This window comes from Pseudooceanicola endophyticus, assembly GCF_018760365.1.
Taxonomy (GTDB): Bacteria; Pseudomonadota; Alphaproteobacteria; order Rhodobacterales; family Rhodobacteraceae; genus Pseudooceanicola; species Pseudooceanicola endophyticus.
In genome coordinates this window covers 93,895-109,451 of the sequence record NZ_JAHIAB010000009.1, presented here as the reverse complement: position 1 = coordinate 109,451, position 15,557 = coordinate 93,895, and the positions used below count along the sequence as shown (strand labels likewise).

At 69.1% G+C, this 15,557-nt stretch carries 16 protein-coding genes; 9 read left to right on the top strand and 7 right to left on the bottom strand.

Features of this window, described 5'->3' with window-relative positions; all coding sequences use genetic code 11:
* Nucleotides 1-10: 10 nt before the first annotated feature.
* A complete protein-coding gene (locus tag KM176_RS15840) occupies nucleotides 11-916 on the bottom strand; it encodes a DMT family transporter (protein WP_160894920.1) in 906 nt (301 codons plus the stop codon).
* A gap of 103 nt (nucleotides 917-1,019) precedes the next feature.
* Between KM176_RS15840 and KM176_RS15835 the strand changes: the two genes are divergently transcribed.
* Nucleotides 1,020-1,886: a LysR family transcriptional regulator gene (locus tag KM176_RS15835; RefSeq protein ID WP_160894921.1), complete on the top strand. Its 867-nt coding sequence runs from the start codon at nucleotides 1,020-1,022 to the stop codon at nucleotides 1,884-1,886.
* 3 nt (nucleotides 1,887-1,889) lie between these two features.
* Here the strand turns inward: KM176_RS15835 and KM176_RS15830 are convergent, their stop codons facing one another.
* From KM176_RS15830 to KM176_RS15810, 5 genes are all read right to left on the bottom strand, one after another.
* Nucleotides 1,890-3,011, bottom strand: a complete 1,122-nt coding sequence (locus KM176_RS15830) for a DSD1 family PLP-dependent enzyme (RefSeq protein ID WP_160894922.1) — start codon at nucleotides 3,009-3,011, stop codon at nucleotides 1,890-1,892.
* A gap of 14 nt (nucleotides 3,012-3,025) precedes the next feature.
* A complete protein-coding gene (locus KM176_RS15825; RefSeq protein ID WP_160894923.1) occupies nucleotides 3,026-4,270 on the bottom strand; it encodes an NAD(P)/FAD-dependent oxidoreductase in 1,245 nt (414 codons plus the stop codon).
* Nucleotides 4,271-4,295: 25 nt separating this feature from the next.
* The gene (locus KM176_RS15820) at nucleotides 4,296-4,628 is read right to left on the bottom strand and encodes a RidA family protein (RefSeq protein WP_160894924.1); all 333 of its coding nucleotides are present in this window, start codon (nucleotides 4,626-4,628) and stop codon (nucleotides 4,296-4,298) included.
* Nucleotides 4,629-4,730: 102 nt separating this feature from the next.
* Entirely contained in the window at nucleotides 4,731-5,990 is a 1,260-nt protein-coding gene (locus tag KM176_RS15815; protein ID WP_160894925.1) for an aspartate aminotransferase family protein, read from the bottom strand.
* Nucleotides 5,991-6,016: 26 nt separating this feature from the next.
* On the bottom strand, nucleotides 6,017-6,691 hold the full coding sequence (locus KM176_RS15810) for a TetR/AcrR family transcriptional regulator (protein ID WP_311136166.1): 675 nt from the start codon (nucleotides 6,689-6,691) through the stop codon (nucleotides 6,017-6,019).
* A 215-nt stretch (nucleotides 6,692-6,906) separates the two neighbouring features.
* On the opposite strand from KM176_RS15810, the gene KM176_RS15805 reads away from it, so the two are divergent.
* The 8 genes from KM176_RS15805 (at nucleotide 6,907) to KM176_RS15770 (ending at nucleotide 14,599) form a co-directional block, all read left to right on the top strand.
* Nucleotides 6,907-8,193, top strand: coding sequence for a TRAP transporter large permease (locus KM176_RS15805; RefSeq protein WP_160894927.1), 1,287 nt, complete (start codon nucleotides 6,907-6,909; stop codon nucleotides 8,191-8,193).
* 11 nt (nucleotides 8,194-8,204) lie between these two features.
* Nucleotides 8,205-8,741: a TRAP transporter small permease gene (locus KM176_RS15800; RefSeq protein ID WP_160894928.1), complete on the top strand. Its 537-nt coding sequence runs from the start codon at nucleotides 8,205-8,207 to the stop codon at nucleotides 8,739-8,741.
* Nucleotides 8,742-8,743: 2 nt separating this feature from the next.
* Nucleotides 8,744-9,736, top strand: coding sequence for a TRAP transporter substrate-binding protein (locus KM176_RS15795; protein ID WP_160894929.1), 993 nt, complete (start codon nucleotides 8,744-8,746; stop codon nucleotides 9,734-9,736).
* Between the two features lie 294 nt (nucleotides 9,737-10,030).
* Nucleotides 10,031-11,200 carry an ABC transporter substrate-binding protein gene (locus tag KM176_RS15790; RefSeq protein WP_160894930.1) on the top strand — a complete coding sequence of 390 codons (1,170 nt, stop codon included), beginning with the start codon at nucleotides 10,031-10,033 and terminating at the stop codon, nucleotides 11,198-11,200.
* 71 nt (nucleotides 11,201-11,271) lie between these two features.
* Nucleotides 11,272-12,141, top strand: a complete 870-nt coding sequence (locus tag KM176_RS15785) for a branched-chain amino acid ABC transporter permease (RefSeq protein WP_160894931.1) — start codon at nucleotides 11,272-11,274, stop codon at nucleotides 12,139-12,141.
* A gap of 5 nt (nucleotides 12,142-12,146) precedes the next feature.
* Nucleotides 12,147-13,151 (top strand): branched-chain amino acid ABC transporter permease, encoded by a 1,005-nt coding sequence (locus KM176_RS15780; RefSeq protein WP_160894932.1) that lies wholly within the window; start codon nucleotides 12,147-12,149, stop codon nucleotides 13,149-13,151.
* Nucleotides 13,144-13,887, top strand: coding sequence for an ABC transporter ATP-binding protein (locus tag KM176_RS15775; protein ID WP_160894933.1), 744 nt, complete (start codon nucleotides 13,144-13,146; stop codon nucleotides 13,885-13,887). Before KM176_RS15780 ends, KM176_RS15775 begins: the two co-directional genes overlap by 8 nt.
* The gene (locus tag KM176_RS15770; protein ID WP_236045337.1) at nucleotides 13,880-14,599 is read left to right on the top strand and encodes an ABC transporter ATP-binding protein; all 720 of its coding nucleotides are present in this window, start codon (nucleotides 13,880-13,882) and stop codon (nucleotides 14,597-14,599) included. Before KM176_RS15775 ends, KM176_RS15770 begins: the two co-directional genes overlap by 8 nt.
* A gap of 8 nt (nucleotides 14,600-14,607) precedes the next feature.
* Here the strand turns inward: KM176_RS15770 and KM176_RS15765 are convergent, their stop codons facing one another.
* Nucleotides 14,608-15,510, bottom strand: a complete 903-nt coding sequence (locus KM176_RS15765) for a LysR family transcriptional regulator (protein ID WP_160894934.1) — start codon at nucleotides 15,508-15,510, stop codon at nucleotides 14,608-14,610.
* Nucleotides 15,511-15,557 lie beyond the last annotated feature (47 nt).

Below are 15,557 nucleotides of genomic sequence, written 5' to 3'. Positions count from 1 at the left end.
GGGCGGCGGATCAGGCGCGGGCGGGCCGGCGTCCGGGCAGCCGCAGCCGACCGCTGGCGACCAGCACGCCAAGGATGGTCAGGGTGACGCCGCCCAGCTGCGCGGGGCCCGGCATCCGTCCGGCCAGAGTCGCGATCACCAGCGCCGAGACCGGGACGATGTTGAACAGGATCGCCGTTGGGCCGGGGCCGCGCACCCGGATGCCGATGGTCCAGAACAGGAAGGCCAGCACCGACCCGGCGATCGCCATCCACAGGGTCACGCCCCAGACCGGCGCCGGTGCGGCCAGCGCCTCGGCCAGGGGATGTTCGAAGGCCAGCGCGCCGGTCAGCAGCAGCAGGGCGCCCGCGACCATGGTCCAGGTGGTGGTGGCCAGGGGGCTCGACTCTTTCACCCAGCGGCGGCTGAACACCGTGAAGCAGGAGACGCAGAGGCTGCCGCCCAGGATCATCAGGTCGCCCGGCGACAGCGCCGCCCCGGCAAAGGCGCCGACGGTCAGGGCCACGCCCGTCAGGCTGAGCGCCATGCCCAGCAGCGCCGCCGGGCGCGGCATCCGGCGCGCCACCAGCGCGTCGATCAGGTTCGTCGACAGCGGCGTCGTGGCCATGATCAGCGCCGCCGTCACCGGGCTGGAGCTGCCCATTCCGAGGCAGAGCGCGGCATTGAAGCCGGCGATGCCCAGGGCACCCAGGACCACGAAGGCGGGGGCGTTGCGCGCCAGGCCGCGACGGTCGATGCCCTCGGTCAGGATCAGCCACAGCAGGATGATCGCCGCGGCGACGGCAAAGCGCAGCGCGGCGGCGGTCCAGGGCGAAAGATCGGTCAGCACGAAGCGGGTGGCTTCGAAATTCGTGCCCCAGAAGATCGCGGCCAGGGCGGTCAACCCGACCGCGCGGGAGGAGGAGGTGGAAGACATGGAGAGATCCCTGTGCTTGGTCTGTCACGGGTCTCGCATTCCCGTTTCCGGGGCGATACAGCTAAGGTCGGGATGCTGTTTTCCGAAAACGGGAGGGTGGGGCATGGATCGGCTGAACTGGGACGATACCCGGGTCTTCCTGGCGCTGGCGCGGGCGGGCTCCCTTTCCGGGGCGGCGCGGGGGCTGGGTCTGGGCGTGGCGACCATGGCGCGGCGGATCGAACGGATGGAGCAGGCGCTTGGCCTGCCGCTGTTTCGCCGCCACCAGGCGGGCTATGCGCTGACCGACGAGGGGCGGGCGCTGGTGCCGCGCGCCGAGGCGGTGGAGCTGGCGATGAGCGACCTGCGCACCGAAACTGCCGCCCAGTCCGAGATCTGCGGCCTTGTGCGGCTGGCCTGTGTCGAAAGCCTGATCACGCCGGTCCTGCTGCCGGCGCTGTCGCCGCTGATGGCGGAAAACCCGGGCCTCGACCTTGAGATCAGCTTTCAGTCGACGACGGTGAACCTGCACCGCCACGATGCCGATCTGGCGCTGCGCATGGTGCGGCCCGAACGCGGCAACCTGCGGGTGCGCAAGCTGGCAGAGGTGGGGTTCGGCCTTTACGCCCCGGCTGGGGGGGCGGTGCCCGACCGCCACGTGATCTGGCCGGAACACCCCGGGCTGAGTACCCCCGCCGGCTGGTCCGCCGCGCTTTGCCCCGAGGGGGCGCCGCGGATGGCGGTCAACACCATGACCGGCATGGTCGAGGCGGTGCGCATGGGCACCGGGGTCGGGCTGCTGCCGCATTTCCTGGCGCGTGCGGCGGGGCTGCGCCTGCTGCGCGACCGGCTGCCCTCGGGGGAACGGATGCAGCGGGAGCTGCTGCTGGTCACCCACGGGGACCTGGCCGCCGCCCGTCGGGTGCGGGCGGTTTCAGAGGTGCTGACGGCGGCGATCATCGCCCGCCGCGCCGATCTGGAAGCGCCCTGAGCGCTACCAGAGGCAGCCGCGCGCCGTGACCGGCCAGATCGCCTCGACCGTATCGCCGCGCACTGCGACGTAATGATCGTAAAGATTGCAGGTCGGGTCGCAGTGGCCCGGCACCAGCCGCAGCCGGTCGCCGCGCGCCAGCCGGTCGTCGGGATCGGCGATCTCTCCGTGTTCGTCCGAGGCGACGAGGTAGCTCAGCCCCTCGGCATCCAGACGCGGCAGCCCGCTGTCGAGCGACATGGCCTTCAGACCGGCATCGCAGACCGCCTTGCCGGGGACCGCGGTGCTCATGACCTCAGTCAGGATGAACAGCGCGTTCTCCATGCCTCCGGGTCGACCGCCGCCGATTTCCTCGATGCGGTCGTAATCGGCATCCATGAAGATGTAGGAGCCGCATTGCAGTTCGTTCACCTGGCCGAGGCCACTGTCGAGCCGGAAGGAGCCGGTGCCGGCCCCGCCGACGGTGGCGCAGTCGAAGCCTTCGGCGTGCAGGGCCTTCAGCGTGTCGCGGGTGGCCTGGGCCGCAGCCTTGGCGGCGGCGGCACGGGCCGCCGGATCGGCGATGTGCTGAAGCGATCCCTGGTAGGCCTGAAGCCCGCCGAAGATCAGCCCCGGCGCGGCGGCGATGGCCCGGGCCAGCGGCACGGCGGCGGCCCCCGGCGCGACACCGCAGCGGCCCGCACCCACATCGACCTCGACCAGAACGCTCAGCTCGGTGTCGTGATGGGCGGTGGCGGCGGCCAGTTCGGCGACGCCCTCCAGGCTGTCGACGCAGACGCCGATGCGGGCGCGTTCGGCCAGCCGGGCCAGCGCCTCGGCACGGGCGGTGCCGGTGATCTCGTTCGAGACGAGGATGTCGGTGACGCCCGCCTCGACCAGCGCCTCCGCCTCCGAGACCTTCTGGCAGCAGACCCCGCAGGCGCCGCCGTCGCGCATCTGGATGCGGGCGATATCGGCGGATTTGTGGGTCTTGGCATGGGCCCGCAGCCGCAGCCCGCTGTCCTGCACGAAGGCGCGCATCCGGGCGATATTGGCCTCGAAGGCGTCAAGATCGACGATCAGCGCCGGGGTGCGGATCGCCGAGACCGGATCACCGGGAAGGGCAGGGGGGCGGGCGGACGGCATCGGGGCAACTCCGGTCAGTGGATGGCGGCGGGTCGGCTGGCGGGCGCCAGCGCCGTCGCAAGATCGTCCCGTTGGCCGTCCATGGCGTCGGCCAGCAGGAGCGCGGTGGTCGGGCCCAGGGTAAAGCCCTGGTGGCCATGGCCGAAGTTCAGCCACAGCGTCGGGTGGCGCGGCGCCTGTCCCACCAGCGGCAGCATGTCGGGCAGGCAGGGACGGTGGCCGAACCACTGCACTTCCTGCACCCGGGGGCCAAGATCCACAAGGTCCGATACCGCCTTTGCGCCCCGCTCCAGCTGTCTGGGCTCTGCCGGTGCCTCGCGATCGACCAGCGCCGCGCCGGTGGCCAGGCGCAGGCCGCGGGTGGTGGGGGTCATGACGATGCCGTTCTGGGCATCCATCACCGGGCGCGACAGCGGGGTGGGGCTGTCGAAATGGCCGTGGTAGCCGCGTTTCCACAGCATCGGCACGCGGTAGCCGAAACGTTTCAGCAGATCCGGACCCCAGGGGCCCAGGGCGACGACGACCTGTTCCGCCTCGACCGGGCCCTCGGCGCTGTCGATCTGCCAGCCGGTGGCGCTCTGCGTCAGGCTGAGCGCATCGCCATCGACGAACCGGCCCCCCTGGCGGGTGAACAGATCGGCATAGCCGGCGGTCAGGGCGCCCGGATCCGCGCAGGTCCAGGTGTCGTCCCAGGCCAGGGCACCGGCGACGGGGCGTTTCACCCCAGGCTCGGCGCTGGCGAAGGTGGCGGCATCCTTCGCGGTGACCCGCACGCCGTATTCGGCCTTCAGCCGCTCGGCCTCGCGCGCGGCCCCGTCGAAGACGGAGCCATCGCGGAACACCTGGGCATAGCCGGTGCGGCGGATCAGGTTGTCCTGGCCGGAGGCCGCGATCAGCGGCTGGTGATCGGCAGTCGAGCGCTGCGCGAGCCGCGCATAGGTGGCCGCGATGGCGCGGTGGCGCGCGGGGGCGGAGTTGCGCCAGTAGGCGAGCAGCACCTTGGCGATCCGGGGCAGCTGGGCGGGATCGTAGACGATGTCGTTGCTGCGTCCGGTCGCGTAGGACAGGAGGGTGCGCAGGTCGCGGGGAATGGCGTAGGGCTCGACCGCCTCGGCCTGGATGAAGCCGGCATTGCCAAAGCTCGTCTCGCGGCCCGGGCCGCGCCGGTCGACCAGGGTGACCTGATGACCGCGTGCCTGAAGCGCAAGCGCGCTGCTCACGCCGACCATGCCGGCGCCTAGAACCATGATCTGCGACATGGCACGTCTCCTGTCCGGAAGGGGCTTACGCCTCGGCGATGACGGTGATTTCCAGCTTGGCCGGAATCATCAGGCCGGATTGCACGGTGGTGCGCACCGGCAGCGGATCCGAGAAGAAGGTGGCATAGGCCGCGTTGAACTCGGCGAAATCGGCGGCATCGGTCAGGTAGCAGGTGCAGGAGACGACATTGGCCAGCGTCAGGCCTTCGGCCTCCAGCGTGGCGCGGATGCGGTTCAGGCAGTTCTCGGTCTGGGCGGTGATGCCCTCGGGGACGGTGCCGTCGGCGGCAAAGCCGAGCTCACCGGAGAGGTAGACCGTGTTGCCGATGCGGCGCGTCTTGGAGAAGGGGAGGTTCATCTGAGGGGACCTTGTCTTTGGGGCAAGATGGAAAAGACCGGCCGGAGCCGGTCTCTCGGGCTTATTGAACACTGTTCTATAAACCTGTCAAGCGGAGGGCTGTCAGGCGGCCAGCACCCGCTCGATGGCGTCGAGGAAACCATCGGTTTCTGCCGCTCCGATAGGCAGAGACAGCGCGATGAGGCCGCGCGCGGCAAAGTAGTACCCCTCGGCCTGCATCCGGAAATGCAGCAGGCGCAGGCGTTTGGCGGCCTCCGGACCGGTGCCGTGGATGTTCATGATCGATCCCATGCCGGTGACGTGGAACAGCCCGCCCGCGGCGTCGAAGCGCGCGTTCAGCGCGGCGCGGAAGGCTTCGCCCCGCGCGAACAGCGCGTCCAGCGCCTTCGGCGTCAGGTAGTGATCCAGCGCCGCCAGCCCTGCCGCCATGGTCAGGCGGTTGTTGTTGAAGGTGCCGGCATGGCCGATGGCATCGGGACGGGTGGGGTCGAAATGGTTCATGATGTCGGCCCGGCCCCCGAAGGCGCCGAAGGCCAGGCCGCCGCCGAAGAACTTGCCGATGGTGGTCATGTCCGGCGTGATGCCAAGGCGCGCCTGGGCGCCGCCTTCGGACATGCGGGCGGTCTGGACCTCGTCGAAGATCAGCAGCGCGCCGGTCTCGGTGCACAGGTCACGCAGCAGCTGAAGGACCTGCGGGTCGGCGGCACGGCAGCCCCCGGCGCCCTGCATCGGCTCGATCAGCACGGCGGCGATCTCGGGCCCGTGGGCGGCGAATTCGGCGCGGGCGGCCCCGGCATCATTGTAGGGCAGGACGGCGAAATCGAAGGGCACGTTCACGGGCGCATTGCCATGGCCGAAGGTCAGCACCCCGCCGTGATAACCGCCCTGGAAGACGACGACGCGGGGCCGGCCCGTGACCAGCCGCGCGGTGGTCAGCGCCATCAGGTTGGCCTCGGTCCCCGAATTGGCGAAGCGCAGCAGCTCCATCGAGGGGAAGCGGGCCACCAGACGTTCGGCCAGCGCGGCCTCGTAGGGGGTGTGGGAGGACAGGTTGATGCCCTCGGCATGGACGCGGGCCATGGCCTCGGCCAGGGCGGGGGCGGTGTGGCCGAAGATGCCGGCGGTGAATTCGCCCAGGAAATCCACGTAGTCATGGCCGTCCACGTCGCGGATGTGGCAGCCCTGGCCGCTGGCGACCGACAGCGGGAAGGGATCGGACCAGAGCGAGGTCCGGGTGTTGCCGCCCGGCATGACGCGGCGCGCGCGTTCCAGCGCGGCGGCGCTGCCGGGGTTGCGGGCGACATAGGCGGAGCGCGCGGCATCCAGCGCCGCGTCAAGATCGGAGGTGAAGGCGTCGGTCATCGGGAAAGGGTCCGGAGCAGGGGGGATCAGCGGGGGGCGCGGGCGGCCAGCCCCTCGATCAGCAGATCGAGCAGCAGGGTAAAGCCATCGTCGTAGGAGATGTCGGCCCCGTTCTGCCAGCGCAGCACGAAGATGCGGTTGGTGATATGGGGCAGGGCGGCATGGGTCAGCGGATGGGTCTGCGGGTCGATCTGGGCGACGCGCTCGGCAAAGAGCTGTTCCCAGTCGGTGGCCTTGTCGGAGGGCGGGGGCGCCAGCTCCATGGTGACGAAGCCGACCAGCCCGCCCAGCAGGGCGTTGAAGGCGGTGCGCAGGTCATCGCCCTTGTAGCCCGCATCCTGCAGTGCCGAGAGCACGGTTTCCACCCAGTCGATATTGGCGACGCCGTTCGACTTCATCTGCGCGCCCAGCAGAGGCGCGACATTGGGATGTTCGTGCACCAGCTTGCGATAGCGCAGGAAGACCGCGCGCAGGCGGGTCTTCCAGTCGGGTTCCTCGCCCAGCCCTTCGGACAGCGCGCCGGTGATGGAGGCGGCGATCTCGGCGAAAAGGTCCTCCTTGGCGCCGCCGACATGCCAGTAGATCACTGTCGGAGAGACCTTCAGCGTGCGCGCCAGTTCCCGCAGGGAGAAGCCGGCAAAGCCCTTCTCGTCGATCTGGCGAATGGCGGCCTCGACCACCTGTGCCTTGCTGAGTCCCACAACTGCGGCACGACCTCTGGGTGATTTGCCTGATTTTTGTGCGCTGTCCTGAGTCAATCTGCATCCCCGTGGCTAAATTTATGGCAGTTTTGGGCGCGACGGGCCGGAAGGCGTCTTGCCGGATTTCCTTTTATAGAACATCGTTCAATAAGCATTTCAAGTTTTCCCGCCCCAAAGCGGGCCCCGACCAGCGACTCAGACGCAGGGAGCCGTAAATGGCCGCAATACCCATCCTCATCCTCTCCGCGCTGCTGCTCTCCGGCGGCGCCGTGCTGGCGCACCTGATCGGTGCCGCCTCCATCCTGTCCTTCGTGGCGGCCGACCGCGTGCGCTTCCTGGCCGCCGCCCCGCAGCGCATCATTGCGCATATCGACCTGTTTTCCATCATGTCGATGCCGCTGTTCATTCTGGCGGGCGAGATCATGAACCGCGCGGGCGTCACCCAGGCCCTGCTGGACCTGGCGATGGCGCTGATGGCGCGGCTGAAGGGCGGCCTGGGTCACGTCAACATCCTGACCTCGGTGTTCTTCGCGGGCATCTCCGGCTCGGCCATGGCCGATGCGGCCTCGGTGTCCAACACGCTGGTCCCGGCGATGAAGAAGGCGGGCTATTCGCTGAACTATGCCGGGGCGATCACCGCCGCGTCGTCGGTCATCGGGCCGATCATCCCGCCCTCGATCGTGATGATCTTCTACGGCGCGCTGATGAACACCTCGGTCGCCGCGCTTTTCATCGCCGGCATCATTCCGGGCCTGCTGATGGCGCTCGCGCTGTTCGGGGCCAACGCCTACATGGCGCACAAGCACGATCACCCCTCGGGCGAACGCGTGCCGCTGCGCGAGATCCTGCGCCGCGCGGTCTATGCGCTGCCCGCCACCGTCATTCCGGTGATCATCCTGTCGGGCATCGTCTTCGGCATCATGACCCCGACCGAGGCCGCCGGCGTCGCCGTGTGCTGCGCCATCATCGCCGGGATCATCTACGGCCAGATGACCTGGGGCAAGCTGATCGAAAGCCTGGAGCGCACCGCGATCCTGTCGGGTTCGATCTTCATCCTGCTCTCGGGCGTGGCGATCTTCGGCTACCTTGCCGGGCTTGAGCAGATCCCCTCGAAACTGGCGCAGATGCTGATCGGGCTGGGCTTTGACGGCTGGAAGTACCTGCTGCTGCTGAACGCGGTCTTCCTGGTCGCCGGGATGTTCCTGGAGGTCCCCGTGGCGCTGGCGCTGCTGGTGCCGCTGCTGGTGCCCACCGGCATCTCGATGGGCGCGGACCCGGTGCATCTGGGCATCGTCATCGTGGTGAACCTGACGCTGGGCATCGTGACCCCGCCCTTCGGGGCCGCGCTGCTGGTCGTCTCGGCCGTGTCGGGGGCGCCTTACTGGGGCATCGCCCGCGCCGCCGCCCCCTTCCTGCTGGTGCAGCTTGGCGTGCTCATGGTCCTGACCTTCGTCCCCGAGATCAGCCTGTTCCTGCCGCGCCTGACCGGCTTCCTGAACTGAGGAGAGTTGCGATGATCTTTTTCGCCGACGCGCTCTATGCCCTTTCCGAGCGGCTCAATACCATTGCCAAGCGCATCGCGGCCTACTGCTTCCTGGGCATGCTGCTGGTGATGATGCTGCAGGTGGTGGCGCGCTACATCTTCTCCTCCCCGCCGTTCTGGACCGAGGAGCTGGCGCGCTGGCTGATGGTCTGGGGCGGGCTGCTGGGGGCGTCCTGCGCCTTCCACACCCATGCCGACCCGGCAATGGTGCACCCGCCCAGCCACGTGATCTGGCGGCAGAAGGCCCAGGTGGTCGCCCGTTTCCTGGCCTCGTGGATCTTCTTCGCGCCGGTGCTCTACTACACCTGGCCCTACGTGGAGCGCCAGATCGGCCGCACCTCCGAGGGGCTTGGGGTGTCCACCGCCTGGATGGCCACCGCCCTGCCGGTCGCCATCTTCCTGATCCTGCTGCACGGGCTCGCCGGTCTCGGCGCGCTCATCTCGCCCCGGGTGCTCTCGAAAGAGATCGCCTTTGCCAAAGAAGCCGAAGCCAACATGCTGGAGTAACCATGAAGACCCTGCTTGCCACCACCGCCTTCACCCTCGCGCTTGCCATCGGCGGCGTGGCCGACGCCCAGTCGATCAACATCGCCCTGGATGCCAACCCCGACCGCGAGAAATCCGGCACCTTCCGCTATGCCGACAACCTGCTGACCAACCTCAAGGCCGAGGGCTGGAAGACCGAGGCCTTCCCGCTGAACGCCATCGGCGGCGAGGACGAACGTCTGGACCAGATCCGTTCGGGCATTCTGGACGTCTCGATGTCGAACTTTGCCGTGGCCACCCAGATGGTCCCGGAAATGCGCGTCCTCCAGCTGCCCTACGCCTTCGAGAACCCCGATCACGAGTTCAAGTTCTTCACCGAGAGCGACTACCTCGCGACGGTGAACAAGCAGCTTGAATCCGACGGGATGCACATCCTGGCCGTGGTGCCCAACGGCGGCTTCCTGGGCATCTTCAACGATGAGCACGAAGTGAAGACGGTTGCGGACATGAAGGGCCTGCGGATGCGCGCCCTCGACCCCTCGCAGCTGGAAATGTTCAAGATGATGGGCGCCAACGGCGTGGTCATCCCGTTCTCGGAAGTGCCGAACGCCATCCAGACCGGCATTGCCGACGGCTATGTGAACGCCTCTTCGGTGCCGCTGACCTTCGGCCAGGCCGATCTGTTCAGCAACTTCACCGACGCCAAGGTGATCATGTCGGCGCGCCTGGCGCTGGTCTCGACCGCCTGGTGGGATGATCTGTCGGATGCAGAGAAGCAGCAGGTGAACGACGCGTCCAAGAAGGCCCTGGCCGAGGTCTTCCAGTGGGTCGACGATTCCGAGGCGACCCACAAGAAGGAGCTCGAGGCGGCAGGCGTCGCGGTCTACGAACCCTCCAAGGCAGAGCTGGCGACCTTCAAGGAAGCCACCACCGAGATGAAGGGCACCGTGCCGAACGTGAAGCCCGAGCGCATCGACGCGATCCTGAAGATGATCTCGGACTACGCGCCGGAGTGATCCGCGCGACAGCGAAAGACAGGGGCGCCTTCGGGCGCCCCTTTGCGTTGCGCCCGGCGTGTTTCGGGGGAGTGCGTGACGTCCCGTTGCAATCATTGCGGGTATCAGCCGTTACCGGTGGCGGCATCGACCTGCCGGGCGGGGCGTTTCATGATGACCGCGAAGCCCGGATCGGCGGGCGCAGGATCGGTCCTGCGGCGCGCGATCGGGGGACGCCATGGCCCGGGTCCGTCCCGGACCCCGCCTTGAGGAGGGCGGGTGGCCTCCCCGGAGGGTGCAACGGGAGGAAAACAGATGAAAAGACATGTCCTGGCGGCCCTCGGGCTGGCCACCGCCTTTGCCGTGCCGGCCCATGCCGAAGACCCGGTCCGGGTCGGGCTGCTGCTGCCCTTCTCGGGCGTCTATGCCGCGCTTGGCAATGATATCGAGGCTGGTTTCGACCTTGGGCTCGAGACCTTCGCGCCCGACAGCGGCTTCGAGGTGATCCGCGAGGATACCGAGGTCAAGCCGCCGGTGGCGCTGGCCAAGACCCGCAAGCTGATCCTGCAGGACAAGGTCGACGTGATCGCCGGCGTTGTCAGCTCGGGCGTGCTGGGGGCGGTGCGCGATGCCGTCCATGGCGCCGGGGTGCCGCTGATCGTGGCCAATGCCGGCAATGACGATGCCACCGGGTCGGCCTGCTCTCCGTGGATCACGCGGATGTCCTTCTCCAACGGGCAGGTGAACCGGCCGATGGGGCAGTGGCTGCATGATCAGGGCATCACCCGGGTCTTCACCCTGGCCCCCGATTATGCCGGTGGCCGGCAGATGATCGGCGGCTTCGTCGAGGGGTTCACCGCCGCCGGAGGCGAGATCGCCGGGCAGGAATTCACGCCGTTCCAGAAGACCCAGGACTTCGGGCCCTACCTGGCCAAGGCGAAGGCCAGCGGCGCGCAGGCGGTCTATGTCTTCTATGCCGGCAGCGAGGCGATCTCCTTCGTCAAGCAGTACGACAGCTTCGGCATGAAGGCCGAGCTGCCGCTTTACGGCTCCGGTTTCCTGACCTCGCCGCTTTACGTCAATGCCGAGGGGCCGGCGGCCGCGGGGGTGGTGACGGCGCTGCATTACGTGCCCACCATCGACACCGAGGAGAACCGCGCCTTCGTGACCGCCTTCGAGGCAAGGACCGGGCGCCTGCCGTCGGAATATGCCGTGCAGGGCTACGACAGCGCCCGGGCGCTGGTCGAGGCCGCCGCCACCGGGGCGCGGGGCCGGGCCGGGCTGGGCGAGGCGCTGCGCCAGGTGCAGTTCACCGGGCCGCGCGGGCAGACCTCGATCGATCCGGCCACCAACAACATCGTCCAGCCGATCTACGTCTACGAGACGGTGCAGGGCGATGACGGCATGACCCAGAAGATCCTGGCGGAACTGCCGGCCCGTCCCGATGCCGCGAACGGCTGCGAGATGGCCCCGGTGGCCAACTGATCCCGGGCACGCGCGGAGGCGGCCCCGGGGCTGCGCCGCGCCACCCGGACCTGCTTCTAGGAGGCTCTCTCATGACGACCGATCCCGGTTTCTGGCTGCTCCAGACGCTGAATGCGCTGCAGCTTTCCATGCTTCTCTTCCTGCTCTCCATCGGGCTGACGGTGATCTTCGGCCTGATGCATTTCGTCAATCTGGCGCATGGCGCGCTCTATGCGGCGGGGGCCTATGTGGCGGCGTCGGTTTCGGCGGTGGCGGGGTTCTGGGCCGGCCTGGTGCTGGCGCCGCTGGCCGTCGCGGTGATCGGCGTGCTGCTGTACGGCGGGCTGATCCGGCGGATGCGCCGCTCCGGTCCGATGGCGCAGGTCCTGGTGACCTTCGGCCTGATCTTCGTCGCGCTTGACCTGACGCGGCTGATCTGGGGCGACATCGCGCTCGCCTCGGCAATGCCGCCGCTGCTGGAGGGGCGGCTGAGCGTGCTGGGCATCGACTACCCGCTCTACCGGCTTTTCGTCATCGGTCTGGGCCTCGTGGTCTTCGCGGCGCTGGCCTTCGTGCTGGGGCGCACGCAGATCGGCGCGATGATCCGCGCCGGCGTCGACAACGATGCCATGGCGGCCTGCCTGGGCATCAACGTGGAGCGGCTTTTCTTCATCGTCTTCTGCCTGGGCTGCGCGCTGGCGGGGCTGGCGGGGGCCGTCGCCGCGCCGCTGCTCAGCGTCTCTCCGGACATGGGGCTGCAGATCCTGATCCCGACGCTGATCGTCATCGTCATCGGCGGGCTGGGATCGCTGCAGGGCGCCATTGCCGGCAGCCTGGTCTACGGTTTCGTGCAGACTTTCGGCGCGGTGCTGGCGCCCGGTCTGGCCTCGGTTCTCATCTACGGGCTGCTGGCCGCGATCCTGGTGATCCGGCCCACCGGCCTGTTCCCGGCGAAAGGGTGATCCCGATGTTCCGACATACTTTCCTGCGTTACGCGGTGCTGGCGCTGCTGGCTGCGGCGGCCCTGCTGCGGGCCCTGACCGCCGGCTATTTCGGGCTGGAGATCCTGGCCGAGATCCTGATCCTGGCGATCCTGGTGCTGGCCCTCGACATGGTGGCGGGCTTTGGCGGCATGGTGTCGCTGTGCCATGGCGCGCTGATGGGCCTTGGCGCCTATGCCTACGGGGTGCTCTGCGTACATGCCGGGCTGGCGCCGCTGCCGGCCCTGGCGGGGGCGATCGCGCTGACCGGCGCCGTGGCCTGGGCCATCGGGGCGATCTGCGCCCGCGCCCATGGCATCTTCTTCATCATGGCCACGCTGGCCTTCGGGCAGATGGCCTATTCCTGGGTCTTCGAGACACCGCTGCTGGGCGGCGACGACGGGCTGGGCGGCATCCCCCGCCCGGACCTGAGCCTGCTGGGCATCGACCTGTCCGACAGCCGCAGCTTCGTGCTGTTCTGCCTGGCCGCCACCGCGCTGGCCTATGGCGCGGCGGTGCTGGTGCTGCGCTCCGGGCTGGGCCGGTCGCTGGGCGGGGTCATGCACAACGAACAGCGGATGCGCGCCCTCGGGCTGACGGTCTGGCGGGTCAAGGCGGATGTCTTCGGCCTGTCGGGGATGCTGGCAGGGCTGGCCGGGGCGCTGGCGGCGATGCAGGTGATGTACATCTCTCCGGGGCTGCTGGCCTGGACCACCTCGGGCGAGGCGCTGGTGGTGGTGATCCTGGGCGGGCTGGGCACGCTGGTCGGCCCGCTGGTGGGCGCTGCCGCCTTCGTGACGCTGAAACACGGGCTGAGCGGCGTCACCAGCCACTGGCACCTGGTGGTCGGGCTGATCCTGATCGCCGTTGTGATGAGCCGCGCCAACGGCCTTTTCGGCTGGCTGGAGGCCCGCTGGGGCGCCCGGCTGGACCGCAGGCTGGCCGATGCCACGCGCGAGGACACCCCGAGAGAGGCAACCAACGATGCTTGAGACACGCGACCTGACCAAGAGTTTCGGCGCCATGCAGGTGACGCGGGGGGTGTCGCTGCGCCTCGAACGCGGCGAGCGGCGGGTGATCCTGGGGCCGAACGGCGCCGGCAAGACGACGCTGTTCAACCTGCTGGCCGGAGAGCTTGCGCCGGATTCCGGCGCGGTGCTGCTGGCCGGAGAGGATATCACCGCGCTGCCGGTGGCGCGCCGGGCCCGGCGCGGCCTGTCGCGCAGCTACCAGAAGAACACGCTGTTCGACGGGCTGAGCGTGGAAGAGAACCTCGGGCTGGCGGCGGCGGTGCATTGCGGCCAGGGGATGCGGCTCTGGGGGGACAGCCTGGCCCGGCCCGAGGTCCGCGAGATCGTCGCCGAGGTCGCCGAGATGGTGCAGCTGGTGCCGCATCTTCATGCCCGGGTCTCCGAGGTCAGCTACGGCGTGCGCCGCCAGCTGGAGGTCGGCGTGGCGCTGGCCACGCGGCCGTCGGTGCTTCTGATGGACGAACCCACCAGCGGCGTCGGGCCCGAGATGGCGCGCGGCTTTCACCGGCTGCTGGCCGATCTGCCGCGGTCCCTGACGCTGCTGATCATCGAACACGACATGGACCTGGCCTTCGACGTGGCCGACACGATCACGGTCCTGAACTACGGAGAGGTCGTCTTTGACGGGCTGCCCGAAGCGGCGCGGGGATCGCGCCTGCTGCAGGAAATCTACATGGGAGATTGGAGCGATGCTTGATGCCGGACAGGCGATGGAGCCGGTGCTGGAGCTGGAGCAGCTTTGCGCGGGCTACGGTGAAACCCAGGTGCTGCACGGGCTTTCGGTGCAGGCAGCGCCGGGGCGGGTGCTTGCGCTGCTGGGGCGCAACGGGGCGGGCAAGTCGACCACGCTGAAAACGGTGATGGGCCTGCTGCCCGTCCGCGCCGGGCAGGTCCGCTTTCGCGGCGCGCCGATGCCCCGCCAGCCCCATGACATCGCCCGCGCCGGCATCGCCTATGTGCCCGAGACGCGCGACATCTTCCCCTCGCTCAGCGTGCGGGAGAACCTGGAGCTGACGGCCCGGCGGTTCCGCGGCGACTGGACGCTGGAGCGGGTGCTGACGCTGTTCCCGCGCCTGGGCGAACGGCTGGACAACGGCGGCACGCAGCTGTCGGGCGGAGAGCAGCAGATGCTGGCGATGGCGCGGGCGCTGCTGATGAACCCGCGGCTGCTGATCCTTGACGAGCCGACCGAGGGACTGGCGCCGATCATCGTGCAGCAGCTGCACGACAGCCTGCAGGCGCTCAAGCGCGCGGGGCTGTCGATGCTGATCGTGGAGCAGAACTTCGGTTTCGCCACGGCGCTGGCCGACGACGTCGCGGTGGTCGGGCGCGGCCAGGTGGTCTGGACCGGCTCGGCGGCGGCGATCCGGGCCGATACCGGGGTGCAGCACCAGTGGCTGGGGGTCTGAGCCGTGGCTCAGGCGGCGGCCCGGACCTCGTGCCGGGCCACCCGCTGGGCGATGCGGACGAAGTTGTGCAGATGGGTGCCGCGCTCGTCCAGGCGATGGTTCAGCGCCAGCGTCGTGGTGCCGAGGCCCGGGCGCACCGGGCGGAAGGCGACGCCGTTGCGGAACGAACTGCCGACCGAGGCGGGCACGATGCACAGCCCCTCGCCGATCGCCACCAGGCTGAGCGCGGTCTGGATGTCCATCGTCCAGACCCGGTGCGAAGTGTCGATGCCGCGCGCGTCCAGCGCCGCAAGCACTGTGTCGGCATAGCTGGGCCGGGGGAATTCCGGGTAAAGCAGCAGGCTGGTACGGTCGAGCACGGACAGGTCCAGCTCGGGGGGATGGCCCATCTCCCAGGTGACGGGCAGGGCTGCGATCAGCTCTTCCTCGACCAGCCGGTGGACCACGAAATCGCCGTCCCGGAGCGCGGGGCGGGAAAACGCCACGTCGATATCCCGGGCGGTCAGGGCGCTTTGCAGCTGGTCGTTGTTCATCGGCATCAGCGACAGGTCGACATCGGGAAAGGCGGCGCGGTAGCGCTGCACGATGGCCGGCAGGATGCCGTAGGTGGCCGAGCCGACAAAGCCCAGCCGCAGCCGCCCCTCGGCGCCCTGGCCCAGCCGGCGGACCTCGTGGCAGGTATCGTCGATCTCGGCCAGGATGACGCGGGCGCGTTCCAGCAGCCGTTCCCCGGCCTGGGTCAGCCGGGTGGTGTTGCGGCAGCGGTCGAACAGCGTGGCGCCCAGCGTCTGTTCGAGCTGGCGGATCTGCCGGCTGAGCGGCGGCTGCGCGATGTTGAGGCGTTCGGCGGCGCGTCCGAAATGGAGCTCTTCGGCGACGGCAATGAAATAGGTCAGCTGCTTGAGGTTCATGCTGGGTCTCCCGGGCGGGCGGCGCGGCTGGGCGCGGTTGCGGGCAA